23 protein-coding genes are annotated in these 26,658 nt (G+C 74.2%); 6 read left to right on the forward strand and 17 right to left on the reverse strand.

Annotated elements, in window-relative coordinates:
- The 3 genes from ACQZ2A_RS12035 to ACQZ2A_RS12045 all read right to left on the reverse strand — a co-directional run.
- Window positions 1–597 (reverse strand): DUF305 domain-containing protein (locus ACQZ2A_RS12035; RefSeq protein WP_430211223.1); only part of this gene is annotated, 597 nt, incomplete at its 3' end.
- Between the two features lie 54 nt (window positions 598–651).
- Window positions 652–1,089 (reverse strand): hypothetical protein, encoded by a 438-nt coding sequence (locus tag ACQZ2A_RS12040; RefSeq protein ID WP_430211225.1) that lies wholly within the window; start codon window positions 1,087–1,089, stop codon window positions 652–654.
- Window positions 1,090–1,162: 73 nt separating this feature from the next.
- The gene (locus ACQZ2A_RS12045; RefSeq protein WP_430211226.1) at window positions 1,163–2,284 is read right to left on the reverse strand and encodes a GuaB3 family IMP dehydrogenase-related protein; all 1,122 of its coding nucleotides are present in this window, start codon (window positions 2,282–2,284) and stop codon (window positions 1,163–1,165) included.
- Between the two features lie 204 nt (window positions 2,285–2,488).
- Here ACQZ2A_RS12045 and ACQZ2A_RS12050 point away from each other — a divergent pair, with 204 nt between their 5' ends.
- Together ACQZ2A_RS12050 and ACQZ2A_RS12055 are read left to right on the forward strand one after the other, a co-directional pair.
- Window positions 2,489–4,138, forward strand: a complete 1,650-nt coding sequence (locus ACQZ2A_RS12050) for a DHA2 family efflux MFS transporter permease subunit (RefSeq protein ID WP_430211228.1) — start codon at window positions 2,489–2,491, stop codon at window positions 4,136–4,138.
- A gap of 106 nt (window positions 4,139–4,244) precedes the next feature.
- Window positions 4,245–5,279: a P1 family peptidase gene (locus ACQZ2A_RS12055; RefSeq protein WP_430211230.1), complete on the forward strand. Its 1,035-nt coding sequence runs from the start codon at window positions 4,245–4,247 to the stop codon at window positions 5,277–5,279.
- A 126-nt stretch (window positions 5,280–5,405) separates the two neighbouring features.
- Here ACQZ2A_RS12055 and ACQZ2A_RS12060 read toward each other — a convergent pair whose 3' ends face one another.
- Entirely contained in the window at window positions 5,406–6,356 is a 951-nt protein-coding gene (locus tag ACQZ2A_RS12060; RefSeq protein ID WP_430211232.1) for a serine hydrolase, read from the reverse strand.
- A gap of 44 nt (window positions 6,357–6,400) precedes the next feature.
- On the reverse strand, window positions 6,401–7,993 hold the full coding sequence (gene guaB, locus ACQZ2A_RS12065; protein ID WP_430211235.1) for an IMP dehydrogenase: 1,593 nt from the start codon (window positions 7,991–7,993) through the stop codon (window positions 6,401–6,403).
- 251 nt (window positions 7,994–8,244) lie between these two features.
- Between guaB and ACQZ2A_RS12070 the strand changes: the two genes are divergently transcribed.
- Together ACQZ2A_RS12070 and ACQZ2A_RS12075 are read left to right on the forward strand one after the other, a co-directional pair.
- Window positions 8,245–8,535, forward strand: coding sequence for a WhiB family transcriptional regulator (locus tag ACQZ2A_RS12070; protein ID WP_430211237.1), 291 nt, complete (start codon window positions 8,245–8,247; stop codon window positions 8,533–8,535).
- Between the two features lie 279 nt (window positions 8,536–8,814).
- Window positions 8,815–9,045: an RNA-binding S4 domain-containing protein gene (locus tag ACQZ2A_RS12075; protein WP_430211239.1), complete on the forward strand. Its 231-nt coding sequence runs from the start codon at window positions 8,815–8,817 to the stop codon at window positions 9,043–9,045.
- 93 nt (window positions 9,046–9,138) lie between these two features.
- Here ACQZ2A_RS12075 and ACQZ2A_RS12080 read toward each other — a convergent pair whose 3' ends face one another.
- The 6 genes from ACQZ2A_RS12080 to groES all read right to left on the reverse strand — a co-directional run bounded on the left by ACQZ2A_RS12080 (window position 9,139) and on the right by groES (window position 14,824).
- Entirely contained in the window at window positions 9,139–10,548 is a 1,410-nt protein-coding gene (locus tag ACQZ2A_RS12080) for an FtsX-like permease family protein (RefSeq protein ID WP_430211240.1), read from the reverse strand.
- Window positions 10,545–11,270 carry an ABC transporter ATP-binding protein gene (locus ACQZ2A_RS12085; protein ID WP_430211242.1) on the reverse strand — a complete coding sequence of 242 codons (726 nt, stop codon included), beginning with the start codon at window positions 11,268–11,270 and terminating at the stop codon, window positions 10,545–10,547. Before ACQZ2A_RS12085 ends, ACQZ2A_RS12080 begins: the two co-directional genes overlap by 4 nt.
- Window positions 11,267–11,800: a PadR family transcriptional regulator gene (locus ACQZ2A_RS12090; protein ID WP_430211243.1), complete on the reverse strand. Its 534-nt coding sequence runs from the start codon at window positions 11,798–11,800 to the stop codon at window positions 11,267–11,269. The genes ACQZ2A_RS12085 and ACQZ2A_RS12090 overlap by 4 nt, the downstream gene beginning before the upstream one ends.
- Window positions 11,801–11,952: 152 nt before the next feature.
- On the reverse strand, window positions 11,953–12,648 hold the full coding sequence (locus ACQZ2A_RS12095; protein ID WP_430211245.1) for an aspartate/glutamate racemase family protein: 696 nt from the start codon (window positions 12,646–12,648) through the stop codon (window positions 11,953–11,955).
- Window positions 12,649–12,769: 121 nt separating this feature from the next.
- Window positions 12,770–14,389: a chaperonin GroEL gene (gene groL, locus ACQZ2A_RS12100; protein WP_430211247.1), complete on the reverse strand. Its 1,620-nt coding sequence runs from the start codon at window positions 14,387–14,389 to the stop codon at window positions 12,770–12,772.
- A gap of 141 nt (window positions 14,390–14,530) precedes the next feature.
- Window positions 14,531–14,824, reverse strand: coding sequence for a co-chaperone GroES (groES, locus tag ACQZ2A_RS12105; protein ID WP_055810586.1), 294 nt, complete (start codon window positions 14,822–14,824; stop codon window positions 14,531–14,533).
- 247 nt (window positions 14,825–15,071) lie between these two features.
- Between groES and ACQZ2A_RS12110 the strand changes: the two genes are divergently transcribed.
- Window positions 15,072–16,334 (forward strand): THUMP-like domain-containing protein, encoded by a 1,263-nt coding sequence (locus tag ACQZ2A_RS12110; RefSeq protein ID WP_430211250.1) that lies wholly within the window; start codon window positions 15,072–15,074, stop codon window positions 16,332–16,334.
- A gap of 9 nt (window positions 16,335–16,343) precedes the next feature.
- Here ACQZ2A_RS12110 and ACQZ2A_RS12115 read toward each other — a convergent pair whose 3' ends face one another.
- Genes ACQZ2A_RS12115 through ACQZ2A_RS12125 form a run of 3 tightly spaced genes read right to left on the reverse strand, consistent with a single transcriptional unit; the run spans window position 16,344 to window position 20,191 of the window.
- On the reverse strand, window positions 16,344–18,329 hold the full coding sequence (locus ACQZ2A_RS12115) for an acyl-CoA dehydrogenase (protein WP_430211253.1): 1,986 nt from the start codon (window positions 18,327–18,329) through the stop codon (window positions 16,344–16,346).
- Window positions 18,330–18,386: 57 nt separating this feature from the next.
- Window positions 18,387–19,223 (reverse strand): PfkB family carbohydrate kinase, encoded by an 837-nt coding sequence (locus ACQZ2A_RS12120; protein WP_430211256.1) that lies wholly within the window; start codon window positions 19,221–19,223, stop codon window positions 18,387–18,389.
- Entirely contained in the window at window positions 19,217–20,191 is a 975-nt protein-coding gene (locus ACQZ2A_RS12125) for a nucleoside hydrolase (protein ID WP_430211257.1), read from the reverse strand. Before ACQZ2A_RS12125 ends, ACQZ2A_RS12120 begins: the two co-directional genes overlap by 7 nt.
- A gap of 112 nt (window positions 20,192–20,303) precedes the next feature.
- On the opposite strand from ACQZ2A_RS12125, the gene ACQZ2A_RS12130 reads away from it, so the two are divergent.
- Window positions 20,304–21,986 (forward strand): serine/threonine-protein kinase, encoded by a 1,683-nt coding sequence (locus tag ACQZ2A_RS12130; RefSeq protein WP_430211260.1) that lies wholly within the window; start codon window positions 20,304–20,306, stop codon window positions 21,984–21,986.
- A 4-nt stretch (window positions 21,987–21,990) separates the two neighbouring features.
- On the opposite strand, the gene ACQZ2A_RS12135 is transcribed toward ACQZ2A_RS12130, so the two are convergent.
- The 3 genes from ACQZ2A_RS12135 to ACQZ2A_RS12145 all read right to left on the reverse strand — a co-directional run bounded on the left by ACQZ2A_RS12135 (window position 21,991) and on the right by ACQZ2A_RS12145 (window position 26,542).
- Window positions 21,991–23,079, reverse strand: coding sequence for a hypothetical protein (locus ACQZ2A_RS12135; RefSeq protein WP_430211263.1), 1,089 nt, complete (start codon window positions 23,077–23,079; stop codon window positions 21,991–21,993).
- Between the two features lie 155 nt (window positions 23,080–23,234).
- Window positions 23,235–23,486 carry a hypothetical protein gene (locus ACQZ2A_RS12140; protein ID WP_430211266.1) on the reverse strand — a complete coding sequence of 84 codons (252 nt, stop codon included), beginning with the start codon at window positions 23,484–23,486 and terminating at the stop codon, window positions 23,235–23,237.
- Between the two features lie 83 nt (window positions 23,487–23,569).
- On the reverse strand, window positions 23,570–26,542 hold the full coding sequence (locus ACQZ2A_RS12145) for a helix-turn-helix transcriptional regulator (protein WP_430211269.1): 2,973 nt from the start codon (window positions 26,540–26,542) through the stop codon (window positions 23,570–23,572).
- Between the last annotated feature and the right edge of the window lie 116 nt (window positions 26,543–26,658).

The raw sequence follows: 26,658 nt of genomic DNA on the forward strand, positions 1-26,658 counted from the left end.
GGCGAGCATCGCGCGCATCTCGTCGATCTCGCGCTGCTGGGCCTCGATGATCGCCAGCGCGAGGTCCTTCGTGCCGGCGTGCGAGCCGCGCTTCAGCACGTCCTCGGCCATGTCGATGGCGCCCTCGTGGTGCTCGACCATCATCTCCAGCCAACGCTTCTCGAACGCGGCGCCGATGAGCGCGGCCAGCTCGCGCAGGTCGGTGGCGGACATCATCCCGCCCATGCCGTGGTCCATCGAGCCCATGGCGCCCGAGGCGTCCGAGGCCCAGGCGTCGAGCCAGCCCTGCATGCGGTCGATCTCGGGCTGCTGGCCGGCCTCGATGCGGCGGGAGAGGTCGAGCAGCGTGACGTCCTTGCTGCGCGAGGGCACGAGGGCGGCCATCTCCAGGGCCTGCTCGTGGTGGGGGACCATCATCATCGAGAACATGACGTCGGCCTGGTCGTGGTCACCGGCGGCGGACGGGACCGCGGACGAGCGCGACCCCATCATCGATCCGTGGGTGCCGGTGTCATCGCCGCCACAGGCCGCGAGGCCGAGGGCGAGGAGGGCGGGAGCCGTCAGCAGGACGGCGCGCCGGGTCGTGGTGGTGCGCATGATGGAACTGCCTCTCTCTGGGACGTGCTGTGCGGGAACGGAGCCGGAGAGCGGCTAGGTCCGCGAGACGCAGAGGAGGACAGGCAGCCGGATCGATGGTGGGGGCCGAGAGAGCCGGCGCAGGACCACCGTGCGCGGGGCCGCGGTACCCGTGGCCGCGGGCGCGAGGACCCCGCGCCGTCGCAGCACGAGCACGACGACGGCCCCGAGCACGGCGACGCAGACTAGCTCGGCGGTGGAGGACGCCTCCGCCGTGGGACCGGGGGCCGCCGACCCGACGGTGACCGGGTCGGCGCCGAGGAGGTGCACCGAGTGGGCGGGCATGCCGTGGGTCGCGGAGGCATGGCCCGCGTGCCCCGCCGCCCCCGCCCCGTCGGAGCACAGGAGCAGCACGTGCATCGCGAGCACGCCGGTGAGCAGCGGGAGGAGCAGCGGGAGGAGCAGACCGGCCCGCACGACGCGGCTCCGGCCCTCCGGCACGGCGCTCCCCATACCCCTGAGGGTACCTGCCGCGCAGGTCCCGCGCAGTGCGTTCCCCGTCACGCCGGCCGGCCCCGGCCGGCCCTCAGCTGCGCTGGTACGGCGCGACGACGACCTCGACGCGCTGGAACTCCTTGAGGTCGAGGTAGCCCGACGTCGCCATCGCCCGGCGCAGCGCGCCGACGAGGTTCGTCGTGCCGTCGGCGAGCCGGCTGGGGCCGAAGAGCAGCTCGGCCAGCGGCGCCACGGCCCCGACCTCGACCCGCTCGCCGCGCGGCAGCTCGGGGTGGTGGGCCTCGGGCCCCCAGTGGAAGCCGCGGCCGGGGGCGTCGGTGGCGCGGGCGAGGGCGGCGCCGAGCATCACGGCGTCGGCGCCGCAGGCCACGGCCTTGACGACGTCGCCGCTGGTTCCGACCCCGCCGTCGGCGATGACGTGGACGTAGCGGCCGCCGGACTCGTCGAGGTAGTCGCGGCGGGCGGCCGCGACGTCGGCGATGGCGCTGGCCATCGGGGCGTGGATGCCGAGCGTCGTGCGGGTCGTGTGCGCCGCGCCGCCGCCGAAGCCGACGAGCACGCCCGCCGCGCCGGTGCGCATCAGGTGCAGGGCCGCCGAGTAGGAGGCCGCGCCACCGACGATGACCGGCACGTCGAGCTCGTAGATGAAGCGCTTGAGGTTGAGCGGCTCGGCGCGCCCCGAGACGTGCTCGGCCGAGACGGTGGTGCCGCGGATGACGAAGAGGTCGACGCCGGCGTCGACGACGGTCTTCCACAGCTCCTGGGTGCGCTGCGGGCTCAGGGCCCCGGCGACGGTGACGCCCGACGCGCGGATCTGGCGCAGCCGCTCGGTGACCAGCTCGGGCTGGATCGGCTCGCGGTAGATCTCCTGCATCCGCTGCGTGGCCCGGGCCGGCTCGAGCGTGGCGATCTCGGCGAGCAGCGGCGCGGGGTCCTCGTAGCGGGTCCACAGGCCCTCGAGGTCGAGCACCGGGAGCCCGCCGTGCTGACCGAAGGCGATGGCCGACTCCGGCGACATCACCGAGTCCATCGGCGCCGCGATGACCGGCAGCTCGAAGTGGTAGGCATCGATCTGCCAGCCGGTGGACACCTCCTCGGGGTCACGGGTCCGGCGCGACGGCACGATGGCGATGTCGTCGAAGGAGTACGCACGGCGCCCCCGCTTGCCACGGCCGATCTCGATCTCGCTCACCGGTGCAGCCTACCGAGGCCGGCATCGGCCGTTCGGACGGTGTCCGGGGCCCCGGGAAGAGCCGGGAACCCAAAAACGTTTCCGGCCTGTCGGACCCCTCCGGCAGACTTCTCCCGGCACCGTCGCCACCCGCCCACCACGGGCCGACGGCCGCCGTCATCCCGGGCGGTCCCACCGCCCAGACCACCCGACATGGAGCCACGCGTGTCCGCTGCAGCACCAGCGCCCTCGGCGCCCCCCGAGTACCCCGAGAAGATCGACGCCGCGGTCCTCAAGATCGCCGGCGTCGTCGTCCTCGGCGCCATCATGTCGATCCTCGACATCACCGTCGTCAACGTCGCCCTGCGCACCCTGCAGGTCGACTTCGCCAAGGACGGCGTGCCCCTCGACTACTCCACCGTCGCGTGGACCGTCACCGGCTACACGCTCGCCCTGGCCACGGTCATCCCGCTCACCGGCTGGGCCGCCGACCGGTTCGGCACCAAGCGCCTCTACATGCTGGCCGTCGGCCTCTTCGTCGCCGGCTCGGTGCTGTGCGCCACCGCCACGAGCATCGAGATGCTCGTCGGCTTCCGCGTCCTCCAGGGCCTCGGCGGCGGCATGCTCATGCCGCTCGGCATGACGATCATGACCCGCGCCGCCGGCCCGAAGCGGATGGGCCGGCTGATGGCCGTGCTCGGCATCCCGATGCTCCTCGGCCCGATCTTCGGCCCCATCCTCGGCGGCTGGCTCATCGACCACTACAGCTGGCACTGGATCTTCCTCATCAACCTGCCGATCGGCGTCCTCGCCCTCGGCTACGCCTGGTTCGCCCTCCCCGGCGACCGCCCGCACCCGTCGGAGTCCTTCGACTGGCGCGGTGTGCTGATGATGAGCCCCGGCCTGGCCCTCTTCCTCTACGGCGTCTCGTCCATCCCGGGCGAGGGCGGCGTCGGGCACGCCAAGGTGCTCGTCCCCGGCCTCGTCGGGCTCGCGCTGATCATCGCCTTCGTGCTGTACAGCTTCCGTCCCGAGCACCCGCTGCTCGACTTCCGGCTGTTCAAGAACCGCAACCTCACGGTCGCGATCATCACGATGTTCATCTTCGCCGCGGCCTTCTTCGGCGGCCTGCTCCTCGTCCCCCAGTTCCTCCAGCAGGTCCAGGGTGAGACGCCGCTCTCCGCGGGCTGGCTCCTGGCCCCGCAGGGCCTCGGCGCGATGCTGACGATGCCCATCGCCGGCGCGCTGGTCGACAAGTTCCCGGTCGGCCGCATCGTCCCGTTCGGGCTGCTGCTCATCACCGGCGGGATGTTCGCGCTGACCCAGATCGAGGCCGACTCCTCGCACTGGGGCTACCTCATCCCGATCCTCTTCGTCATGGGCCTCGGCATGGGCGGCACGATGATGCCGATCATGACCTCGGCACTCAAGACGCTGACGCACCACGAGGTCGCCCGCGGCACGACGCTGCTCAACATCACCCAGCAGATCGCCAGCTCGGTGGGAGTCGCGACGTTCTCGGTCATCCTCACCAACGCGTTCAAGGACCGGCCGCTCGTCGGCCAGGGCGGGCAGTACCTCGAGACCGTGCAGACGCAGGGTCCCGAGGCCGCCCAGGGTGCGCTCGCGAAGCTGCCGCTCGTCGGTGACTTCCTCGCCCAGCAGGGCGGCGACCCGCAGGCCGCGGTCGGTGCCCTCGGGGCGCGGGTCGCGGACCTCGCGGCCGACGCCTACGCGCACACCTTCTGGTTCGCGGCCGGGTTCGTCACCCTCACGCTCGTCGCGGCGGCCTTCCTGCCGCGCAAGCACGAGGAGTCGCACCTGCTCGAGGGTGCCGACGCCGACGAGGTCGCTCCCCCGGTGATCGTCCACTGACGACCGCCCGGTGAGGCCCGCCCTCACCTCCCGACCGGTGCCGGTCCCGCGTCCGCGGGGCCGGCACCGTCGCGTCGGGGGTGGAGCCGTGGTGAATGCTGGGGGCGTGCGACCCGGACCCCACAACGCCATCACCGACGTGCCCGGCGTGCGCGTCGGGCAGGTCACCCGCGACGAGCCGGGCTGGCTGACGGGAGTCTCCGTCGTCGTGCCACCCCCGGGCACGGTCGGCGGCGTCGACGTCCGCGGCGGCGGTCCCGGCACCCGGGAGACCGACCTGCTCGATCCGGCGAACGCCGTCGACGCGGTGGACGCCGTCGTCCTCTCGGGCGGGAGCGCCTTCGGGCTCGGAACCGCCGACGGGGTCGCCGACGCAGCCTGGGCGGCGGGAGCCGGATGGCCGGTCGGACCCGGCGCGGACGAGCGCGTACCGATCGTCCCCGCCGCGATCCTCTTCGACCTCGGGCGGGCCGGCACGTGGCGCCACCATCCCGGCCCGGCCGACGGCGCCTCGGCGTACGCGGTGGCCGTCGACGGTCCCGTCACGTGCGGGGCGGTCGGCGCGGGCACCGGCGCACGCGCGGGCGGGCTGCGCGGAGGCGTCGGGACGGCCTCGGCGGTGCTCGATTCGGGCCAGACCGTCGGGGTGCTGGTCGCCGTCAACGCGGTCGGGTCGCCGGTGGGCGCCGACGGCGCGCTGCTCGGCGCGCAGTGGGGCCTCGATGGCGAGTTCGCCGACCTGCCGTCCCCGGACCCGGCTGCCGCGCAGGCCTACTGGGAGGAGCGACGCGCCGAAGCCGAGGCGATGCGCGCCGGGCGGGCGACGACCCTCGTCGTCGTCGCCACCGACGCGGCGCTCGGGAAGGGCGGCTGCCGGCGGCTGGCCACGGTGGCGCACGACGGCATCGCGCGCGCCATCTCCCCGGTGCACACGCCCTTCGACGGCGACACCGTCTTCACCCTCGCGACCGGTGCCGGGCCCGCGCCGGTGGGCCTCGACCTGGTCGACCTCCACGACGCCGCCGCGCGCTGCGTCACCCGGGCGGTCGTGCGGGCCCTGCTGGCCTCGACGTCGGTGGACCGCTCCGCCGACGGAGGGCTGGTCGCGCGCTCCTGGCGCGACGCCCTCACCACCGACTGACGCTGTCACGCCAGAGAGGGCGCGTCCACGAACTGACGAATGTGACGATTCGTGGACGCGCCGCTTCCGGCCCACCAGCCCCACCCGTCCAGCACTCGACGAATGTGACGATTCGTGGACGCTCGGTCAGCCGAGGCGCTTGGCGAGCAGGGCCGCGAGCCGGTTCATCTGCTGCACGTGCGCGGAGTCACCGTCGGTCTGCACGACGGCCGGCCCCTCGCCGACGGTGATGATGGCCACCGCGTAGCCCCCGACGATGCCCATCTGCCGGGTCTCGGAGTCCGAGGTCAGCCAGCCGCCCTTGAACGACGACGCACCGATGGTCCCGAGCCCCCAGCGGTGCGCGGAGATCGGCTGCATCTGCCCGAGCAGCCACGCGCTGGCCTCGGCGCTGACCACGCGCCCGGCGGCGAGCGCGGCCATGAACCGCACCTGCTCGCGCGGGCTCCACGACATCGCGCCCTGGGAGCGGTCGGGCGCCGACGTCGAGGAGTCGCCGATCGAGCGCAGCACGGAGGTGATGGCCGAGCCGGGGCTGCCGGGGATCCTCTCGCGGATGGCCACGACGGCGTCACCGTCGCTGCGGGTCAGGGCGGCCCGGATGAGGCTGCGGTCGCCGCTGCTGATCCGCGACGGGTCGCCGTCGACCACGGTGTCGAGGTAGGCGGCGACGACGAGGACCTTCGAGGTCGACCACGCCTTGTACCGCGACACCGACCCCTCCGAGCGCACCGCCGAGGGGTTCGACAGCGGCGCCCAGACGATCTGGTTGCGGGTGTTCCCGCTGAGCGAGGTCAGGCCGCCGGTCCCGCTGCCCTGCGACGGGGCGCCGTCATCGTCACCACCCCCGCCGGACGCCGGCGGGGCGGCCTCGGTGGGCTGGGGGACGGCCCGCACGAGCTCCTCGGCCTTCGTGGCGGCCGGTCGCGGGGAGGGCGTCGGGGCCGTGGACGGCACGGGGTCGCCGGTGGCCGACGCGGACGTGCTGCCCGAGGGCGCCACCGACCGGCCCGCCGTGCCGCACCCGCCCGCGAGGGCGAGCGCCAGCAGCGGGAGGAGCATCAGGACGCGGCGCACGCGCCAGACCCTACGTCGGCGAGGCGCCGGGCACGACCCGGCGGTCAGCCCTGGCCGCTGTAGTTCGGCGCCTCGACGATGCCGGTGATGTCGTGGGGGTGGGACTCGCGCAGCCCGGCGGTCGTGATGCGGATGAAGCGCCCGCGGGCCTTGAGCTCGGGGACGGTGCGCGAGCCGACATAGAACATCGACTGGTGCAGCCCCCCGACGAGCTGGTGGACGACGGCCCCGACCGGCCCGCGGTAGGCGACCTGGCCCTCGATGCCCTCGGGGACGATCTTGTCGTCGGAGGCGACGTCGGCCTGGAAGTAGCGGTCCTTGGAGTAGGACTTCTTGCCGCGCGAGGACATCGCCCCGAGCGAGCCCATCCCGCGGTAGGCCTTGAACTGCTTGCCGTTGATGAAGACCAGCTCGCCCGGCGACTCCTCGCACCCGGCGAGCAGCGAGCCGATCATCACGGTGTCCGCGCCGGCGACGAGCGCCTTGGCGATGTCCCCGGAGTACTGGAGGCCGCCGTCGCCGATGAGGGGCACCCCGGCCGGGCGGCAGGCCAGCGAGGCCTCGTAGATGGCCGTGACCTGCGGGACGCCGACCCCGGCCACGACGCGGGTGGTGCAGATCGAGCCCGGCCCGACGCCGACCTTGACGGCGTCCACCCCGGCGTCGACGAGCGCCTGCGCCCCGGCGCGGGTGGCGACGTTGCCGCCGATGACCTGGACGTGCCGCAGCGCGGGGTCCTTCTTGACCCGCTCGACCATCTCGAGGAGCAGCCGCGCGTGGCCGTGCGCGGTGTCGACGACGAGGACGTCGACCCCGGCCTCGACGAGCGTGGCGGCCCGCTCCCAGGCCTCGCCGAAGTAGCCGACGGCCGCGCCGACCATCAGCCGGCCGTCGCCGTCCTTGCTGGCGTGCGGGAACTGCTCGGACTTCACGAAGTCCTTGACGGTGATGAGCCCGCGCAGCCGGCCCTCGTCGTCGATGATCGGGAGCCGCTCGCGCTTGTGCTGGCGCAGCAGCCGGGTGGCCTCGTCGTGGCCGATGCCGACGTGACCGGTGATCAGGGGCATCGGCGTCATGACGTCGCGGACGAGGGTGTGGCCCCACTCGGCGACCGGCGTGAAGCGCAGGTCGCGGTTGGTGACGATGCCGAGCAGGTGCTCGCCCGGGTCGACGACCGGCAGGCCGGAGACGCGGTAGCGCCCGCAGATCTCGTCGAGCTCCTCGAGGGTGGCGTCCGGGCCGATGGTGACGGGGTTGGAGATCATCCCGGTCTGGGTCCGCTTCACGAGGTCGACCTGGTAGGCCTGGTCCTCGATCGAGAGGTTGCGGTGCAGGATGCCGAGCCCACCGTGGCGCGCCATCGCGATCGCCATCCGGGCCTCGGTGACGGTGTCCATGGCCGCCGAGACGAGCGGCACCCGCAGCGAGATCTCGCGGGTGAGGCGCGCCGTGGTGTCGACCTCGCTCGGGATGACGTCGGTCTCGCCCGGCTGGAGGAGCACGTCGTCGTAGGTGAGCCCGAGCTCCGCGAAGGGGCTGGACGGCGCGGGCTCGGCCGAGGCGGCGGGCACGGTGACGGGCTCACCCGGGGTGGTGCCGGCGGGGGTGGTGGCGGTCTCGTCGAGTCCGAGGCTCATCACCCGATTCTACGTCTCCGCGGCCCCGGGGCCGACCACCGTCCCGACGACGCCCCGGAGCCTTCCCGGGGCCGTTCCTCCCCCCACCGGAGGAGGCCGCATCGGCCGTTCGGGCCAGGTCTTGAGCCCCCGTTGCCACGCCTTGACCAAAGCCTTACCCAGCGCTTGCCCACCCCTTCACAAACGCCACCTAGCGTGAGATTTCGTTGCCGCTGGAGGGATGTGGCAGACGATCGCGTGGAGGTAGACACATGGCCGAGATCACCCGGCTCCCGGGCCCCGTGGCCGACCTGTGGGACTGGCAGCTCGAGGGCTCCTGCCGTCGGGTCGGTCCCGAGGTGTTCTTCCACCCCGAGGGAGAGCGCGGCAGCAAGCGCCACCGCCGGGCCACCGCCGCCAAGGACGTCTGCCTCGCCTGCCCCGTGATCCAGCAGTGCCGCGAGCACGCCCTGGCCGTCCGTGAGCCCTACGGCGTGTGGGGCGGCCTCACCGAGGACGAGCGCGAGAGCGTCTACGCCCGCGAGCGGCACCTGGCGTCCTGACCGACGCCCACCGAACCCGGCGCCCGCCCACACGGGCGCCGCTCGGCCCTCCGGGGGCCGATCCGGACCCGCCGCGCCGTGGGGGCGAGAGCCCACGGCGCGCGCGCAGGTCCACCCGCCGCAGGCGCCGGTCGTGGGGGCGAGAGCCCACGACCGGACCTGCGGCCACCCGTGGGAACGCGCCCGGGCGGCCAGTGCCGCCCGGGCGCGGCCACGTCCGGGGCGATGTCCCCGGGGACGCGCGGTGTCCCGTCCACGGCCACGCCGTAGCCTGACGCCGTGCCCGACGACGCCCTCGAGGTCCCCATCCGTGACGAGTCCATCCGGCTCGGCCAGCTGCTCAAGCTGAGCGGGCTGGTCGACGACGGCGCCGACGCCCGCGAGGTCGTCGAGCGCGGTTTGGTCGCCGTCAACGGCGAGGTCGACACGCGTCGGGGCCGCCAGGTCCGGGTCGGTGACGTCGTGACGCTCGACGGCGGCGGCAGTCTCCGCGTCACCTCCGGCGCCTGATCCCCGCCGCACCGACCCGACTCATTGCGCATCCGCCACCTCCACGAGCCCGGATCTGGGCCCGCGAGGTGGCGGATGGGCAATCGGTCGGGCTCAGGCGGGGACGCGGGCCTCGGAGACGTCGGTGCTCGCGGGGAGGGCGAGGGTCGCGAGGGCGGCGGCTGCGGTCGCCACGACACACACCACACCGACGAAGCCGAGCACGGTGCCGGTCGGGAAGTCGGCGTACGGCTCGGCGACGGACAGCAGGTAGGTCTTGGCTACGAGCCCGCCGACCAGGGTCGTCACGAGGACGGCCGGCACGACGGGCAGCACCGCCTCGACGACGACCGCCCGGGCGATGACGGCGCGCGGGACGCCCGCGGCGACCGCCGTCGCCAGGCTGCGCCGGCGCTCGACCACACCCTCGACCTCGGCGACGAGCAGCCCCAGCGCGCTCGCGGCCGTGGCGAGGCCGAGGGCGACGAGCACCAGCGTGTACGTCTGCCCGAAGAACCCGTCGGTATCGCCCTGCTGCGCGCTCATCGCGAGGGCCTCGGCGCGCAGCACGAGCGCCCCGCCGCCGATGAGGCACCCGAGCAGCAGGGTCAGCCGGGATGCGCCCCGCCGCTGCTGCGCGGTCATCCGGCGGCCCGCCAGCAGCAGGTCGGCCCGGCCGGAGGCGACCGCGAGCCGGCCGCCCACGGCCACGGCGAGCTCGCCCGCGAGGCCGGCGGCCCCGACCGAGAACGCGACCACGGCGAGCAGCAGGAGGGCCGAGAAGGCGATCGTGCTGCCCCGCGACGCGCCAGCGACGACGGTGGGCGCGACAGACGCGACCAGCAGGGCGAGGACGACCGCGGCACCCGAACGCAGCACCCGGCGCCGGGTGGCGCGGGGCGCATCCCCCCGGCGGTCCCGGCGGGCGGCCCCCACGGAGGCGGCCACCGTCACGAGCAGCGGCAGCAGGAGCAGGCCCGGGAGGACCACCCACCACGCGGGCACCCGGTCCGTCGGGAGCAACAGGGCATCGGCCATCCACTGCGTCGACGTGGGCGCGAACTCGAGGTCGGGCGTGATGGGGACCGGCGCCCCGATGCTGTCCACGACGAGCGCCAGCAGCACGTAGAGCGGGATGCCGAGCCCAGCCCCGCCCGCCGCGGCGATGCCGGCCTCGAGGGCGACGACGCGGCGCAGCTCGTGCGGCGTCGTGCCGAGGCGCGCGAGGTCCTCGAGGCGGCGCTGGCGCTCCGGTGCCCCGATCCGCGAGCACTGCGCGGCGAAGGCGAGGAACGGCAGGCAGAGCAGGGCCAGGGCGAACACCGTGCCACCACGCAGCCCCTCCTCGTTCCACAGCGTGGGGTTCGAGTAGAACGACGGCTCGGACCCGGGTGGTGTGGCGACGGCCCCGGCGAGCAGCACGAGCACCGCGGCCAGCGCCGTCGAGGCGACCGTGAGGACGATGCGCAGCCGGTCCGAGCGACCGCCGCGGAAGGCCAGCCAGGTGGCGCCGGCCCAGGTCATCGCCCGGCCTCCGTCCCGACGACGAGCCCGTCCCGCAGCCGCACCTCACGGTCGCAGTAGGCCGCGACCGTGGCGTCGTGGGTGACGACGACGAGCGTCGCGCCGCGCTCGCGCACGGCGCCGAGGAGGGTGGCCATCACCCGCTCGCCGGAGACGGTGTCGAGGGAGCCGGTGGGCTCGTCGGCGAGGACGACGTCGGGCGCCGTGACGAGGGCCCGGGCGATGGCCACGCGCTGCGACTGACCGCCCGCCATGTCGATCGGCCGGCGGTCCGCGACGTCGTCGACCCGCAGCTCGGCGAGCACCGCCCGCGCGGACTCGAGGGCCTCCCGTCGGGGCCGACCGAGCAGCAGGAGGGGCAGGGCGACGTTCTCGACGGCGGTGAGGTCGGGGATCAGCTGGCCGTACTGGAAGACGATGCCGAACCGGGTGCGCCGCAGCCGGGCCCGCTCGGCCTCGGCGAGGTGCGACAGCGTGGCACCGTCGAGCGCGACGTGGCCCTCGGTCGGCACGAGCACCCCGCCGAGCGCCAGCAGGAGGGTCGACTTGCCGGAGCCCGACGCCCCGGTGACGGCCACCCGCTCCCCGGCCGCGATCTCGAGCTCGACGCCGGCGAGGGCGCGCGTGCGGCCCTGGTGCACGACCAGCCCGCTCGCCGTGAGGCGCGGGACGGCCGGTGCCGGGGTCCCGACGTCGGTGGTGGCGTGCGGCTGCGGGGTCATCGGAGCTCCTCGGCGAGGTCGACGACGCGGGCGGCGGCGGCCTCGAGCCAGCGCACGTTCGCGTCGAGGTGGGCGATGGCGTGGTCGGTGGCGAGCAGCTCCCCGACGGAGAGCCCGGAGTCGGTCTTGCGGCGGGTCAGCTCGCGCATCCGGCCCACGACGACCACCCGCTGGCGGTCGAGCAGGTCACGGGCCGCCTCCGGGCCGCCGGCGAGCATCGCGACCGCGGCCCGGGTGGCGAGCGGGTGCGAGAGCAGGGCGTCGGGCGCCTCGGTGGCGGCGCTCCAGCGCTCCAGCTCCGCGCGGCCCGCCGCGGTGAGCGCGTAGACCCGGCGGTCCGGGCCACCGTCGCGCTCGACCGCGGCGAGCTCGACCCATCCCCGGGCGGCGGCCCGGTCGAGGGCCGCGTACACCTGCCCCGGGGCGATGGGACGCGCCGACGGGAAGAGCGCGTCGTGCGCGCGCTTGAGGTCGTAGCCGTGCTGCTGCCCCCTCGACAGCAGCCCCAGCAGCACGTGTCCCGTCGTCATGCCGCCACTATTCACTGTGTGAGTAGTTGGCGCCAGCGGAACTGCGAGAACTCGCAACGAGGGGAGGATGGCCGCGCCGCCCGACCCGACTCATTGCGCATCCGCCACCTCCGCGAGCCCGGATCGGGGCCCGGGAGGTGGCGGATGGGCAATCAGTCGGTGGCGCAGAGCCAGTCGACGCCGGCCGCGACGTGGAGCGCGGTCGTGTCGAGCAGCGGGACGTCGGCGTCGCCGTCGCGCAGCAGCAGCCCGATCTCGGTGCACCCCAGGACGACGGAGTCCGCGCCGTCGGTGACCAGGCGCCGCACGACCTCGAGGTAGGCGGCCCGTGACTCCTCGCGCACGACGTCGTGGACCAGCTCGTCGTAGATGACCCGGTGGACGAGGTCGCGGTCGCCGGCACCGGGAACGACCACGTCGAGCCCCCGCCCGCGCAGCCGCTCGACGTAGAAGTCCTGCTCCATCGTGAAGCGCGTGGCCAGCAGCCCGACCCGATGGTGCCCGCCGGCGAGCAGCGCGTCGGCGGTCGGGTCGGCGATGTGGAGCAGCGGCACGCCCGCCGCGGCCTCGATGTCGCCGGCGACCTTGTGCATCGTGTTCGTGGCGAGGAGCAGCGCCTCGGCCCCGCCGGCCGCCAGACCCCGGGCCGCGTCCCCGAGGATGCGCGCGGTGGCGTCCCAGTCGTCGGCGTGCTGCGCCTCGGCCACCGGCGCGAAGTCGACCGAGTGCAGCAGCAGCCGCGCCGAGTGCAGTCCCCCGAGCCGCTGCGCCACCCCGACGTTGAGCCCGCGGTAGTAGGCCTCGCTCGAGGTCCAGCTCATCCCGCCGAGCACCCCGAGCAGCCGCATCCCCCGACCCTACGCGCGGCCCACCATGAGGAGGCGGCGGGTCAGACGCCCGCACGCACGACGCCGCCCGGCCCCTGGGCGGGACCGGGCGGCGTGCGGTGGTGCGAGGGAGGGAGCAGCCTCAGTGGCCGTGCCCGTGGCCGTGGCCACCGGCGGCGGCCGGCTCCTCGTCCTCCTTCTTCTCGACGACGAGGGTGTCGGTCGTCAGGACCATCGAGGCGATGGACGCGGCGTTGCGCAGCGCCGAGCGGGTGACCTTGACCGGGTCGATGACACCGGCCTTGACGAGGTCCTCGTACTCGCCGGTCGCGGCGTTGAGGCCCTGGCCGGCACCCAGCTCGGAGACCTTGGCGACGGCGACGTAGCCCTGCAGGCCCGCGTTCTCGGCGATCCAGCGCAGCGGCTCGGCCGCGGCCTTCTGCACGATGCGGGCGCCGACGGCCTCGTCGCCCTCGAGCCCGAGCCCGTCGAGCACCGACACGGCCTGGATGAGGGCCGAGCCGCCACCGGCGACGATGCCCTCCTCGATGGCCGCGCGGGTCGCCGAGATGGCGTCCTCGATGCGGTGCTTCTTCTCCTTGAGCTCGACCTCGGTGTGCGCGCCGACCTTGATGACGCAGACGCCGCCGGCGAGCTTGGCGAGGCGCTCCTGGAGCTTCTCGCGGTCCCAGTCGGAGTCCGTGCGCTCGATCTCCTGCTTGATCTGCGCGACGCGGCCCTCGACGTCGGCGGCCTCGCCGGCGCCGTCGATGACCGTCGTGTTGTCCTTGGTGACGACGACGCGACGGGCCTGGCCCAGCACCTCGAGCCCGACCTGGTCGAGCTTGAGGCCGACCTCCTCGGCGACGACCTGGCCGCCGGTGAGGGTCGCGATGTCCTGGAGCATCGCCTTGCGGCGGTCACCGAAGCCGGGCGCCTTGACGGCGACGACGGTGAAGGTGCCGCGCATCTTGTTGACGACGAGGGTCGAGAGGGCCTCGCCGTCGACGTCCTCGGCGATGACGACGAGCGGCTTGCCGGCCTGGACGACCTTCTCGAGCACCGGGAGGACGTCGGCGATCGCCGAGATCTTGCCCTGGTTGACGAGCACGTAGGCGTCCTCGAGGACGGCCTCCATGCGCTCGGGGTCGGAGACGAAGTACGGGGAGATGTAGCCCTTGTCGAACTGCATGCCCTCGGTGAACTCGAGCTCGGTGGAGGCGGTCGAGGACTCCTCGACGGTGATGACGCCGTCCTTGCCGACCTTGTCGAACGCGTCGGCGATGATGCCGCCGATCTCCTGGTCCTGGGCCGACAGCGAGGCGACCTGGGCGATCTCGTCCTTGGACTCGATCTCGCGGGCGGTCTCGAGCAGGCGCTCGGACACGGCCTCGACGGCGCGGTCCATGCCGCGCTTGAGGCCGGACGGGGCGGCGCCCGCGGCGACGTTGCGCAGGCCCTCCTTGACCATGGCCTGGGCGAGGACGGTCGCGGTGGTGGTGCCGTCACCGGCGACGTCGTTGGTCTTGGTGGCGACCTCCTTGGCGAGCTGGGCGCCGAGGTTCTCGTAGGCGTCCTCGAGCTCGACCTCACGGGCGATGGTCACGCCGTCGTTCGTGATGGTCGGGGCGCCCCACTTCTTGTCGATGACGACGTTGCGGCCCTTGGGGCCGAGCGTCACCTTGACGGCGTTCGCGAGCGCGTCGACGCCGCGCTCGAGCGACTTGCGGGCGGAGTCGTTGAACTCCAGTTCCTTGGCCATTGCTGTCCTTCTCGGTGGGGGGTGCCGGGGCGACGAGACGCCCGCCGGCGGTGGGTGCTGTGCGTCAGGGGAGCCGGACGCGCCCCGGTGGCACCCGGTCGGGTGCACACCGGGGCGCGGTCACGGCTGGTGGTGCGTGCGTCAGCCGACGACGGCGAGCACGTCACGGGCGGAGAGGATGAGGTACTCTTCGCCGCCGTGCTTGATCTCGGTGCCGCCGTACTTGCTGTAGATGACGCGGTCGCCGACGTTGACGTCGAGCGGGACGCGGTTGCCCTTGTCGTCGATGCGACCCGGACCGACCGCCAGGACCTCGCCCTCCTGGGGCTTCTCCTTGGCGGTGTCCGGGATGACGAGCCCGGACGCGGTGGTCTGCTCGGCCTCGAGGCTCTTGATGACGATGCGGTCCTCGAGCGGCTTGATGGAAACCGACACGGTGTGCTCCTCCCCTGTGGGATGAGTCGAAGTGGACGGGGACTGCGCGGGCCGGGCCGTGTCACGCCGTCGCGGGGGTCGATCCCCGGACCGGGCTGCGCTGGCACTCGCCGGTGACGAGTGCCAATGAGGCAAATCTAGGACGCCGTTAGCACTCGGTCAACTCGAGTGCCAGCGGGTGGGCGCCGCGCCGGGCGCACCGGGGCCCACCGGCCACGGTCGGGAGCGGATGGCAGGATGTCCGGCCGTGGACGTCGGCACCGTGAGAGCGCTCGGGTCGCCCGACGGCAAGGCCCTCCTCCGCTCGCTGCCGCCGTACGACGAGTCGGCCGTGTTCGCCCTCCAGGACCGGCTGCGCCGCGCGGGCCATCCGCCCGAGGTCGTGGCCGCGCTCCTCACCCAGCAGCGCCTGCGCGCCCGGGCCGAGGCCAAGTTCGGCGAGTTCGCGGGCGACATGCTCTACACCCCGGACGGCCTCGAGCAGGCCTCGCGCCTCGAGGTCGCCGCCACCCACGCGGGCCGCTTCTACAACGCCTCGCTGGCCACCGTCCACGACCTCGGCTGCGGCATCGGGTCCGACGCCGTCGCGATGTCGGCCCTCGGCGTCACCGTGCAGGGCGTCGACATCGACCCCGTCACCGCGGCCGTCGCCGACACCAACCTGCGCCCCTGGCCCGACTCGCGCGCCCGCGAGGGATACGCCGAGGAGTTCGAGCCGCCCCGCGACCCCCTGCGCTCCCGCGTCGGCGTGTGGCTCGACCCCGCACGCCGCGTCCCCGGGAAGACCGGCCGGCACGGGCGCATCAAGCGGGTCTTCCGCCTCGACGAGATCCGCCCGTCCTGGGACTTCGTCCTCCAGGTCGCGACCGCCGTCCCGGCCACCGGGGCCAAGCTCTCGCCCTCGATGCCGCAGGACGCCATCCCGCTGGGCACCGAGGCGCAGTGGACCTCGTTCGGCGGCGAGGTGCTCGAGTGCGCCGTCTGGTGGGGCCCGCTCGCCCAGCGCCCCGGGCGCAGCGCGCGCATCCTCTCCGCCGGCCGCTCGCCCGTCGAGGTCGACCAGACGATGGCCGAGCCCGAGCCGCCGGTGGCCGAGGGGTCGGGCTCGATCGGTGCCTGGCTCTACGAGCCGGACCGCGCAGTCACCCAGGCCGGCCTCCTCGGGGCGGTGACCGCCGCGACGCTCGGGGTCGAGGTCGACCGCGGGCTCGGGTACGTCCTCTCCGACGCCGAGGTCGACGTGCCGTTCGCTCGCCGGTACGCGGTCCTCGAGTCGATGCCGTTCACCGTCAAGACGCTGCGGGCGTGGCTCGCCCAGCACGGGGTGACCGGCCTGACCGTCAAGAAGCGCGGGGTGCGCCTCGATGACGACGAGCTGCGCCGCCAGCTGAAGATCGGGCGCAAGGCCGGCGACGGCGCGCAGGCGACGGTCATCCTCACCCGGGTGGCGGGCCAGCAGACGGCGATCGTCGTCGACCCCGTCCCGCTCGCGCCGCCGCGCGCCGACTGACCGTCGGGCTCAGGGCCCGACGAGCTCGCGCGCGCCGAGGACCTCGGGCGGGATGCCGAACGCCTCGACGAGCTCGAGCGCGACCGGCCGCAGCCGCCGCAGCAGCACCGAGACCTCGCGGGTGATGGCCTTCGAGCGCGGCGCCGAGAGCCGCCCGTGCTCGAGGAACCAGCCGCGGTCGGCCTCGATGACGGACAGGGCGTGCAGGTCGCAGAGGGCGGCGAGGACGTCGCGGCTGGGCGACGGCGGCTCGGCGCGCACCCGCTCGACGAAGGCCTCGAGGACGAGCCGCTCGACGTGCGAGCGCGCGGCGGTGATGACGTGGTCCTGCACCTCGCTGAACACCTGGCCGGGCGGCCGGCCCGCCCCCACACCGGCCTTGAGCCGGCGGGCGACGCCGGCCACCTGGTGCTCCTCGCGGAAGCGCAGCATCGCCAGCTGGTAGTCGGAGTCGAGGATGCCGGCCTCGGTGTCCCAGGCGTCGCGGCCGCCGGGCAGCACGTCGCGGATGCGCTCGAGCAGCTGGTGGGCGGCGGTGCGCTCGACGAGGGTGTCGACGGCCAGCCCGGTGACGAAGCGCACCATCCCGAGCTGGTCGAGGTCCTCGAACTCGGAGGAGTAGTCGGTGAGCAGGCCCTTGGCGACGAGCTGGAGCAGGACGTGGTTGTCGCCCTCGAACGTCGTGAAGACGTCGGTGTCGGCCTTGAGCGCGGCGAAGCGGTTGGCGGAGAGGTAGCCCGCGCCGCCGCACGCCTCGCGGCACTCCTGGATGGCGTCGCTGGCGTGCCAGGTCGCCAGCGCCTTGGTGCCGGCGGCCCGGGACTCCAGCGCGCGGCGGGCGCGGTCGTCGGCCTCGGGGGTGTCGTGCGAGAACACGTCGTGCAGCTGACGGGCGACCTCCTGCTGGGCGCAGCTCAGCGCGTAGGTGCGGGCGAGCATCGGCAGCAGGCGGCGCTGGTGCATCCCGTAATCGAGGAGCAGCTGCTCCTCCTCACCGGCGCCGGTCTCGAACTGCCTGCGCCGCAACGCATACCGGACCGCGATCTCCTGCGCGACCTTCGACGCCGCAATCGCGCCACCCCCGACGCTGACCCGTCCCTGCACGAGCGTGCCGAGCATCGTGAAGAAGCGACGGTTCGGGTTCTCGATGTCCGAGCGGTAGCGGCCGTCGTCGTCGATGCTCGCGAACCGGTCGAGGAGGTTGGCCCGCGGCACCCGCACGTCGTCGAACCAGAGGCGGCCGTTGTCGACGCCCTCGAGCCCGAGCTTGGCGCCGCAGTCCTCGACCCGCACGCCGGGCAGGACCTCGCCGGCGCGACGGATCGGGACGAGGACGGCGTGGACGCCGTGCCCCTCGCCACCGACCTCGAGCTGGGCGAAGACGACGGCCAGCTCGCCGTCCTCGGCGGCGTTGCCGATGTAGTCCTTGCGCGAGGCGTCGTCGGGTGTGCGGACCACCAGCTCGTCGGTGGCCGGGTCGTAGGTGGCGGTGGTGCCGAGGGCCTGGACGTTGCTGCCGTGGCCGGTCTCGGTCATCGCGAAGCAGCCGAGGAGGCGGCCGGTGAGGATGTCCGGCAGGTAGCGCTCGTGGTGGCTGCGGGTGCCGAGCTGGAGCACCGCGCCACCGAACAACCCGAACTGGACGCCGGACTTCACGAGGACGGACAGGTCCCCGTACGCGAGCGTCTCGAACGACGCGATGGATGCCCCGATGTCACCGCCCCCGCCGTACGCGGGCGGGAAGCCGTGCGCGGCACGGCCGCTCGTGCCGATCTCGACGACGAGGTCGCGGACCCGCCGGCGCAGCTCGCTTCGGGAGAGGTCGACCCGCTCGTCGAGGACGGCCACGTGCTCGACGAGCGCGGCACGCACCTCGTCGCGGGCGGCGGCGTGCGGCCCGTCGAGGAAGGCGCGCAGGACGGAGGCGTCGGCGCTCAGTGGCGCCGGCGCGCGGCGGGTCGGGTCGTCGGTGCGGACGGCGTCGGTGGCGGCCATGTCGTCACGATGGCACGGCACCCCACCTGCAGAGGCCGTCCGTGACGCAGAAGTTACTCACAGGTAGGGATCGGGTTGCGCACCCTCGCGCTGGACCGCGGCGGCGCCGGCCGCCAGCGCGGCGTGCAGCGCCGCCGGGCGATCCTCACCCCGCGCGAGGGCGGCGGCCAGCGCCCCGCAGAACGCGTCACCGGCCCCGGTGGTGTCGACCACCCGGCCACCCTCGAGCGCGTGCGCGGGCGCCGTGTCGCCGTCCCACGAGGCACCGTTCGCCCCGAACGTCACGAGGAGCGACCCCGTCTCGGCGCCGGCCTCGGCGAGCGCGGCCATCTCGAGCTCGTTGGCGACGACGGGGTCGCCGAGCGCGACGACGTCGGGGGGCAGCGCCACGTAGGGGGCGACGTTGAGGACCACCCGGGCCCCGCGGCCGTCGGCGAGGCGCGCCGCCTCGCAGACGACGTGCAGGGGGATCTCGAGCTGGAGCAGCAGGACGTCGCCGGGACCGAGGGACCGGACGGCGTCGAGCTCGGCGGCGCCGACCTCCTCGTTGGCGCCGGGCACGACGACGATCGAGTTCTCGCCGTCGTCGGAGACCTGGATGAGGGCGTGGCCGGTCGTGGCCCCCTCGACGACGCGGACCGCGGCGACGTCGACGCCGAGGCGGGCCAGCCGCTCCCGGTAGGCGCGGCCGCCGTCGTCGTCGCCGACGCAGCCGACCATCGCCACGGCGGCACCCGCGGCGGCGGCGGAGACCGCCTGGTTGGCGCCCTTGCCGCCGGCGAGCCGCGACAGCCCCTCCCCCAGCACCGTCTCCCCGGGCCGGGGGTGGGCCTCCACCCGGGTCACGAGGTCGACGTTGAGCGACCCGAGGACGAGGACGCGTCCGCTCACCACTGCTCTCCTCCCACGGTGCGCAGCCACAGGTCGGCGACCCACGGGCCGTTGATCTCGAGCGCCACGTCGACCATCGCCGGGGACAGCCCGTGGGGGTCGTGCGCCATGTCACCGCTCCAGTCCCGGGTGTCGACGATGGTCCGGCCGCGGGTCCAGGTGCCGGAGAGCTCGACCCGCACGGGTCGTCGCTCGGTGCGCACGGCATCGGGGGCGAGCAGCATCGCGACGGCGCCCGCGTCGCCGATGGTCGCGCCGTCGCTCGCGAAGCGCCGGTGGTGGAAGGAGATGAGCGCCGCTGCGAGCTGTGCCGGTGCGGTGTCGACCGCACGCAGGCGCTGCACCTGGGCGTCGGTGACCTTGGGCTCGTAGAAGACGTCGAGCCCGTACATCGTCACCGGGACCTCGTGGACGGCGCAGGCGTCGAGGACGACGGCCGCCGCCTCCGGGTCATGGAAGACGTTGAACTCGGCTGCGGCAGTGGCGTTGCTGATGTTGGCGCCGCCACCCATGAACACGACGCGGCCGAGCTTCCCGAACGCCGACGGGTGCAGCCGGGCGAAGAGCGCGATGTTCGTCATCGGGGCCAGGGGCACGAGCGTGACGGGGCGCCCCTCGGCGGCAGAGGACTCGACCGTCTCGCGCAGCAGCTCGACGGCGATGCGGGGGTCGGGCTCGAGGGCGGGCGGTGGGAGGCCGAGGTCGGCCATCCCGTCGGACCCGTGCACGTGCCGGGCGTCGACCGGGTCCTCGAGGAGCGGACGGGTGGCTCCGACGCCGACGGGGACGTCGGTGCGGCCGACCAGCTCGAGGACGGTGAGGGTGTTGCGGACGACGTCGACGAGCGGGGCGTTGCCGCCCACGCAGGTGACGGCCCGCAGGTCGAGGCACGGGTGGAGCGCGGCGAGGAGCAGCGCGCAGGCGTCGTCGACACCCGTGTCGACGTCGAGGACCACCGGAATTCCCTGCACGGGGATGATCATGGCCGATCGGGCGGCTCCGGCGTCAGGGCCATACCATGACGGCGAGTCGGAGCGGACGAGGAAGGGGACCGGTGGAGACGAGCCTGTCGGGAGGTGTGCGATGAGCACCGACGACGCCTGGCGTCCCCCGGAGCCCTCGGCCGTGCCCGCCGCCGGCCCCGAGCTGCTGCCCGGGTACGACGGAGCGGTCGAGGTCGCCCGGGGCGCCGACAGCGTCGTGTACCGCGCCCGGCAGAAGGCGCTCCGGCGCGACGTGGCCGTCAAGGTCCTCCAGGTCGACGACGCCGCGACGGCCGCGCGCTTCCGCCGCGAGCTCGAGCTGACGGTGCGGCTCGGACGACTGCACCCGCACGTCGTCACGGTCCTGGACACCGGCACGACGGCGGACGGGCGGCCCGCCATCGTCATGGAGTACCTGGAGCGGGGATCGTTGCAGGACACCCTCCGTGCGTCCGGGCCGCTGCCCGCGGCCGACGTCGTGCGGGTCGGGAAGGTCATCGCCGACGCGCTCGCCTTCGCCCACGGCCAGGGCGTCCTGCACCGTGACGTCAAGCCGCAGAACATCCTCGTGCTGCCGACCTCGTGGGTGCTGGCCGACTTCGGGATCGCCCGGCTGGCCGACTCCGGGGCGACGGCGTCGGTCGAGCAGTTCTCGTACCGGCACGCGGCGCCGCAGGTGCTCGACGGTGTGCCGCCGACCGCCGCCGACGACGTGTGGTCGCTCGGGTCGACACTCTTCACGCTGCTCGACGGCCGCCCGCCCTTCGCCAGCGACGACCCTGCCGACGACACCGCCCTCGCCTACCTGCGTCGCGTTCGCACCGAGGCTCCCCGCGAGCTGTCGCGCACCGACCTGCCTCCCGGGCTGGCCGAGGTCATCGCGCGGTGCCTCGTCAAGGACCCCGCCGGCCGGACCGCGACCGCCGAGCAGCTGATGCACGAGCTCGCCCGGGTCGAGGGTGCCTCGAGCGGATGGGCGCCGAGTGCCGCTAGCGGATCCGTGGCCGAGCCCGCGGTCGAGTCCGCCTCCGCGACAGCCGTTCCCAACGACAGCGAGCCCGCGACGAACGAGCGCGAATGGGTCCGGCTCGGTGAGAGCGAGCCACCCCCGCCCGAGCCCGTCGCGGAGCCCCGGACGCCCGCGGCACCCCCCGGACCGGCGCTCGGCGCCCCCGCTGCCGCGGTGCCGGCGGTGTCCGCGCTGGCGCACACGGCCCCCGAGACCCTCGACGCCGAGCCGACGGGCACCGCCCCGACGGCCCTCGCCGACGACCCGTCGTCGGTCGTGTCGCCCGCGTCCCCGACGGGCAAGGGGTTGCTGGGCACCCCCGGACGCCGGGTGGCCCTCGGGCTCGCGGCGGGCGCGGCCATCGGGGTCTCCCTCGTGCTCGTCCTCGACCGCCCGGCGGAGCCGCGGGCCGCGCCGTCGACGACACCGACCCCGAACACGGTGCCGACGGTCTCGCTCGGTCCCAGCCTGTCCGCGACCCCCGTGCCGCCGGTCCAGGACCCCGCCCTGCGGCCGGTCGTCGTCGACGCGCGCGGCAGCGGCACGAGCGTCGCGCTGGAGTGGACCGATCCGTCGAAGGGCGTCGCGACGTTCTTCGTCACCCAGGTCGGGCTGCCGGAGCCCAGGATCGTGGCCTCCTTCCCGCCCGGCACGACGAAGGGCGTCGTGGAGGGGGTCGACCCCTCTGCGCGCCAGGTCTGCTACGTCGTGGGCGCCTCGGACGGCTCGTCGGCCGCGACGAGCGCCCAGCGCTGCCTCGACCCCTCCCCCTGAGCCCTCACCGGCCGCCCCCGTGACCGCGCTGGAGGCCGGTGACCTCGAGGACCTTGCCGGTGATGGTGACGACGTAGGCCGTGTTCCCGACGAGCTCGAAGGTCGTCGGGCGGTCCAGCCCGGACACCACGGGCCGGAACAGGCCGTGCCCGTCGGCCCGCATCAGCAGGCCGGTGTCCGGCGAGGCCGGGAAGCCCTCCTTGCCCTCCTGACCGGCGTAGGGCCAGTACCCCTGCGCCAGCCCGAACACGGTGTGCCCGCGGGCCTCGACGTCGACGAGCAGGGGTGCACCGGAGGCAACCTCGGCGACCGGCCCACCATCACGGCGGAGGGCGACGACCCGTCCCGTGGTGGGGACGTGGGGCACCGGCCCGGCCTGGCCGACGAGGACGTGGTGGCCGACGAGGTCGAGGCCCGTGGGCACGAGGTCGGCGGCGAAGTCCCGGAACACGCTGATGTCCCCGTCGAGTCCGACGCGGAGGACCCGGTTGTGGTGGGCATCGGTCACGAGGAAGCCGTCACGGTACGGCTGCATGGCGTAGGTGAACCCGCCGGGGATGAAGAACCCCGGGTGCTGCGGCGGGTTCGCCTCGCTCCAGGTGTAGAGGTCGGCGACCAGGGTCGCCCGCGTCGTTCCGCGACCCACCCTGTCGAGCCGGTAGACACCCTCGGCGGCCGGAGCGGCGGAGGACCCGATCAGGTCGGTCCAGAACGCGCTCACCCCCGTGACCAGGACGTAGGCGGTGGTACCCCGGAACGCGATGTCGGTGAGGCCCCCGCCGACCACACCCGGGATCGCCTTCGGGAGTCCGTCGGCGAACGTGGTCACCGTGCCCCGCCGGGGGTCGACACGTCGGATCCGCCCCGCGGTGGAGTCGGTGACGTACAGGCCGCCATCCGGTCCGACGGTGCTGCCGGTGCTGCAGATGTCGTCGGCGCAGGGGCCGGTGACGAACGTGGCGAGCTCTGTCACCCGGGGGCGCTCGCGGGGATGCGCCTCGGCGGCAGTCACTCCGGTGATGGCGACGAACGCGGTCATGACGATGGCGGCCCGCCCTCTCCTGAGCCATTGGCGCTCCTGTTGCTGGACCATGACGTCTCCTGGTGCGTGGTGGGGTGCCCGACTCCCCCACGCTCCGGCGAGCGTGACCTCGCCGGCATCCGGCGAACCCCCTCAGAAAGGGACCCCGACCCCCTCAGATCGGTCCGTGGCGCCGGGTCGGGTCAGGCCGCGCGTGCCGGGCCGGCTCACCGCTCGGCGACCCACCCGGGGGCCGGCACCCCGTTCCCCGTGTGGTCGTCGCACCGGACGTACTGGGTCCCGACGCGCTGGAGCGGGCACTGGCCGGCGTGGCCGACCGTGGCGGCCGCGGGTCCGACGTCCGGTCGGGCCGCGGCCGGTCCCGACCCGAGGGCGAGCACGGTGAGGGCGGCCGACGTGGTCACGGCGAGGCCCCGCAGGAGCTGCTGGGAGCGCGGGGCGTTGTGGTGCTGGACCATGGTGGTCTCCTTCAGGACTGTGGCGTCTTCCGACTCCTCCACGGTCCTGCGGCCCCCGCCCCACCCACATCCGGACAGCCCCCTCAGGACCCGGTGCCGGACCCCTCGGATGTGGCCCCGTGGTCCCCGCCCCGGCGGGCCCGCTCGGCCAGCTCGATGCGGTTCGCGGCACCGGTCTTGCGCAGGATGGTGGAGACGTGGCTGCTGACGGTCTTGTCGCTGATGAACAGGCGCGTGGCGATCTGGGTGTACGTCAGTCCGGCCAGCAGGCCGTCGAGGACCTCCTCCTCCCGCCGGGTGAGCGGTGGGTCGGCCGACAGGTGGACCGTCCGCCCGGTCGTCCCGGGTCCGTCGGCCCCCCGGGGCGGCAGGACGATGTGGGACTGGGCGGCCAGGTCGTCGATGCGGTGCAGGAGTGGCGATGCCCCGAGGTCGGCGGCGATGCCCCGTGCGGTGGCGAGGGACCGGGCCGCCCGGGACCGGTCGTGCCCGCGGGTCAGCAGGTGGCGGGCCAGGCTGTAGTGCGCGCGGGCCTGGTCGTACACCAGACCCGCCTCCGCCGTGGCGGCGCAGGCCGCGTCCCAGAGCTCGTCCAGTGCGGCGCCGGCCCCGGTGCACTCAGCCCGCTGGGCGGCATGGAGCGCAGCGAAGGCGGGATGGACGACGTCGAGCCGGTTCACCGGGGTGAACGGCGGCGGGTCGTCACCGCGGGTGGCCTCGACCAGGTCGAGGAGGCGGAGCGCGGCCTGTCGCTCGGGGCTGTCCGCAGGGCGGTCGGCCAGCTGGGCGGCCGCCTGCGACGCGTACAGGAGCCACTCGTCGGCGTCCACCCGGCTGACGCGCACGACCTCGGCCATGTGCTGGGCGATCGTCCCCAGGGCGCCCATCGGGTCGTCCACCGCGAGATAGACCTGGATACGCGCGGGGATCAAGGGGTTGCCGACCGGAGTCACGTTGGGCATCAGCTCCTCGGCACGGCGCAGGTGCATGAAGGCTGCTGCACGCCGGCCCTCGAAGGCGCACAACAGCGCTGCGGCACAGCGTGACTGAGCCGCGCAGTTGTCACTGCGGGCGAACGTCAACGTCTGCCGGACCATCGGCCGGGTCTCGTCCCAGCGGCCGAGCGCGAGGTTCCATCGGGTGGTGAAGCTCCCGGCGAAGGCGGCGTCGTCGAAGGCCCCGGCGTCGCGCAGGGTCAGATAGGCGAAGGCCGCCGTGTCGGCGGCCTCCACATAGCGTCCTGCGGCCTCGAGGCTGTTGCCGAGGAAGAGCGCGGACCAGCCGAAGAGCTGGGTGTCGTCCGCGCCCGACCCCACGGCGAACGCCCGTTGCGCATCCCGGACGCCCAGGTCGCTGCCCCACCGGCTCTGCGCTCTCGCGCCGTAGGCCCAGACGAGGGCAGGAGCGGTGTCGACCACCTCTGCCAGCCGCACTGCGCTCTCGGCGTGTGCGGTGGCTCGGTCGCTGCCGGCGAAGACCTCGGCGAAGGCGAGCTGCGCGAAGGCACGCGCTCGCTCCTCGCTGTGGGGCAGGGCTTCCGTGAGTGCGAGCACCTGTCGCGGCTCGGTTGTCGTCAGGTGCTGCACGTCGCCCATCCGGCTGCGGACGAGGTGCAGCGCGAGCAGGATCCGGGACTCCGTCAGAGGGTCATCGGGCGAGCACTCCACCCGCGCCAACGCGGCCTCGTAGTGCCTCAGGGCGTTGCGGTCGTCGCCGGCGTTCTCGCACACCCGCCCCGCCCGGGTCAGCAGGCCGATGACGTCGACGTCCGCCACCACCTGGTCGGACAGCCGCGGCATGAGCGACACCGCCGTCGAGAGGTGCTGGGCCTCCTCCTCCCGTGCGCGGATCGTGGCGGCCTCGTCCGCGGCCCGCAGCGACCAGGTGAACGCCAGGTCGCTGTCCCCGGCCTCGACGTGGTGCAGCGCGAGGAAGTTGGCCCGGTCCCGCTCGTCGACGCCGACCGCCTCCTGCCATCGAGCGGCCAGGTCGCTGTGCAGGTCGGCCCGCTCCTGGCGACGCAGGCCGGCCGCGATGGTCTCGGCGAGCATCGGGTGTCGGAACCAGACGGCGCCGGAGGCGGTCTCGATGGTGATGCCCTGTGTCGCAGCCTCCCCCACGGCCCGTGCGGCCTCCTGCGGCGAGACTCCGTGGGGGACCGCGAGGTCCTGCAGCACGTGGAATGCCACGGGCGCACCGGCCACGGCGAGGAGCTGGGTGACCTTTCGGCCGGACGGCGACAGACGGTGCCAGGACGCCGAGAGCGCGTCGGCCAGCCGCCCGACCCGTGGCTGGTCACCGCGTTGCGCTGTGCTGGCCTCCTCGATGAGCAGGTCGGCCAGGTAGGGGTTCCCGCCGGAGCGGCGCAGGACGTCCTCGGCCCGCACCCCGGCCCTCCCCGGGCCGCCTCGGGCCAGGACCATCTCCTCCATCGTCCACGCGTCCATCCGGTCGAGCGCGACGCGCGACACCGACGGCATCCGCAGGGCGTCGGCGACCCAGCCGTGCAGGCGGTGGCCGTCGTCGAGCTCGGTGTCGCGGTACGTGCAGAGGACCGCCAGTCGCTGGCCGGCGGTGAACCCCGCGACGAGGTAGGACAGCGCGTCCAACGAGCTCGGGTCGGACCACTGCAGGTCGTCGACCACCAGGACGGTCGGGCCGTCGGACTGGATGGCGTCGACCGCCGCGCCGATCTGGAGCAGCGCGAGCCCACCCGTCGGGTCGTGCAGCGCGGGGACGAGATCGTCGACGACGCCACGGGGTGCCAGCCGCTGGCGTTGATCGGTGTCGGTGGTGCGCAGCCACTGGCCGAGGGCCTGCGTGAACGGCAGGAAGCTCGTGACGTCCGCACCGAACCGGAGACACTGCCCGAACAGGACGTGGGATCCCCCGGCACCGGCCGCCTCGGCGGCCTCGCGGACCAGACTCGTCTTGCCGATGCCCGCCTCGCCGTGGACGAGCAACAGGCCCGGCTCCCCGGACGCCGCGCGGTCGATCACCGCTCGCAGAGCCTCGCGTTCGGGCTCGCGACCGACGAGGACCGGTCGGACCTCCATCGACCGATCATCCGCCCGGCACCCGGCCTTCGTCGATACCTGTGCGTGGGGCGGCGACGTCGACCCCCGTCCAGGCGCCGGGCCGCCACGACCCGCGCCGCCCGAGGGGCGGTCGG

This window comes from Phycicoccus avicenniae (assembly GCF_050496545.1).
GTDB classification, from domain to species: Bacteria; Actinomycetota; Actinomycetes; order Actinomycetales; family Dermatophilaceae; genus Phycicoccus; species Phycicoccus avicenniae_A.

Bases quoted from the DNA above. Each gene is read 5' to 3' on its own strand.
- ACQZ2A_RS12040 (WP_430211225.1), bottom strand. From the start codon at position 1,089: ATGGGGAGCGCCGTGCCGGAGGGCCGGAGCCGCGTCGTGCGGGCCGGT.
- guaB (WP_430211235.1), bottom strand. From the start codon at position 7,993: ATGAGCCTCGGACTCGACGAGACCGCCACCACCCCCGCCGGCACCACC.
- ACQZ2A_RS12070 (WP_430211237.1), top strand. From the start codon at position 8,245: ATGGCCGAGATCACCCGGCTCCCGGGCCCCGTGGCCGACCTGTGGGAC.
- ACQZ2A_RS12080 (WP_430211240.1), bottom strand. From the start codon at position 10,548: ATGACCTGGGCCGGCGCCACCTGGCTGGCCTTCCGCGGCGGTCGCTCG.
- ACQZ2A_RS12085 (WP_430211242.1), bottom strand. From the start codon at position 11,270: ATGACCCCGCAGCCGCACGCCACCACCGACGTCGGGACCCCGGCACCG.
- ACQZ2A_RS12090 (WP_430211243.1), bottom strand. From the start codon at position 11,800: ATGACGACGGGACACGTGCTGCTGGGGCTGCTGTCGAGGGGGCAGCAG.
- ACQZ2A_RS12095 (WP_430211245.1), bottom strand. From the start codon at position 12,648: ATGCGGCTGCTCGGGGTGCTCGGCGGGATGAGCTGGACCTCGAGCGAG.
- groL (WP_430211247.1), bottom strand. From the start codon at position 14,389: ATGGCCAAGGAACTGGAGTTCAACGACTCCGCCCGCAAGTCGCTCGAG.
- ACQZ2A_RS12115 (WP_430211253.1), bottom strand. From the start codon at position 18,329: ATGGCCGCCACCGACGCCGTCCGCACCGACGACCCGACCCGCCGCGCG.
- ACQZ2A_RS12130 (WP_430211260.1), top strand. From the start codon at position 20,304: ATGAGCACCGACGACGCCTGGCGTCCCCCGGAGCCCTCGGCCGTGCCC.
- ACQZ2A_RS12135 (WP_430211263.1), bottom strand. From the start codon at position 23,079: ATGGTCCAGCAACAGGAGCGCCAATGGCTCAGGAGAGGGCGGGCCGCC.
- ACQZ2A_RS12140 (WP_430211266.1), bottom strand. From the start codon at position 23,486: ATGGTCCAGCACCACAACGCCCCGCGCTCCCAGCAGCTCCTGCGGGGC.
- ACQZ2A_RS12145 (WP_430211269.1), bottom strand. From the start codon at position 26,542: ATGGAGGTCCGACCGGTCCTCGTCGGTCGCGAGCCCGAACGCGAGGCT.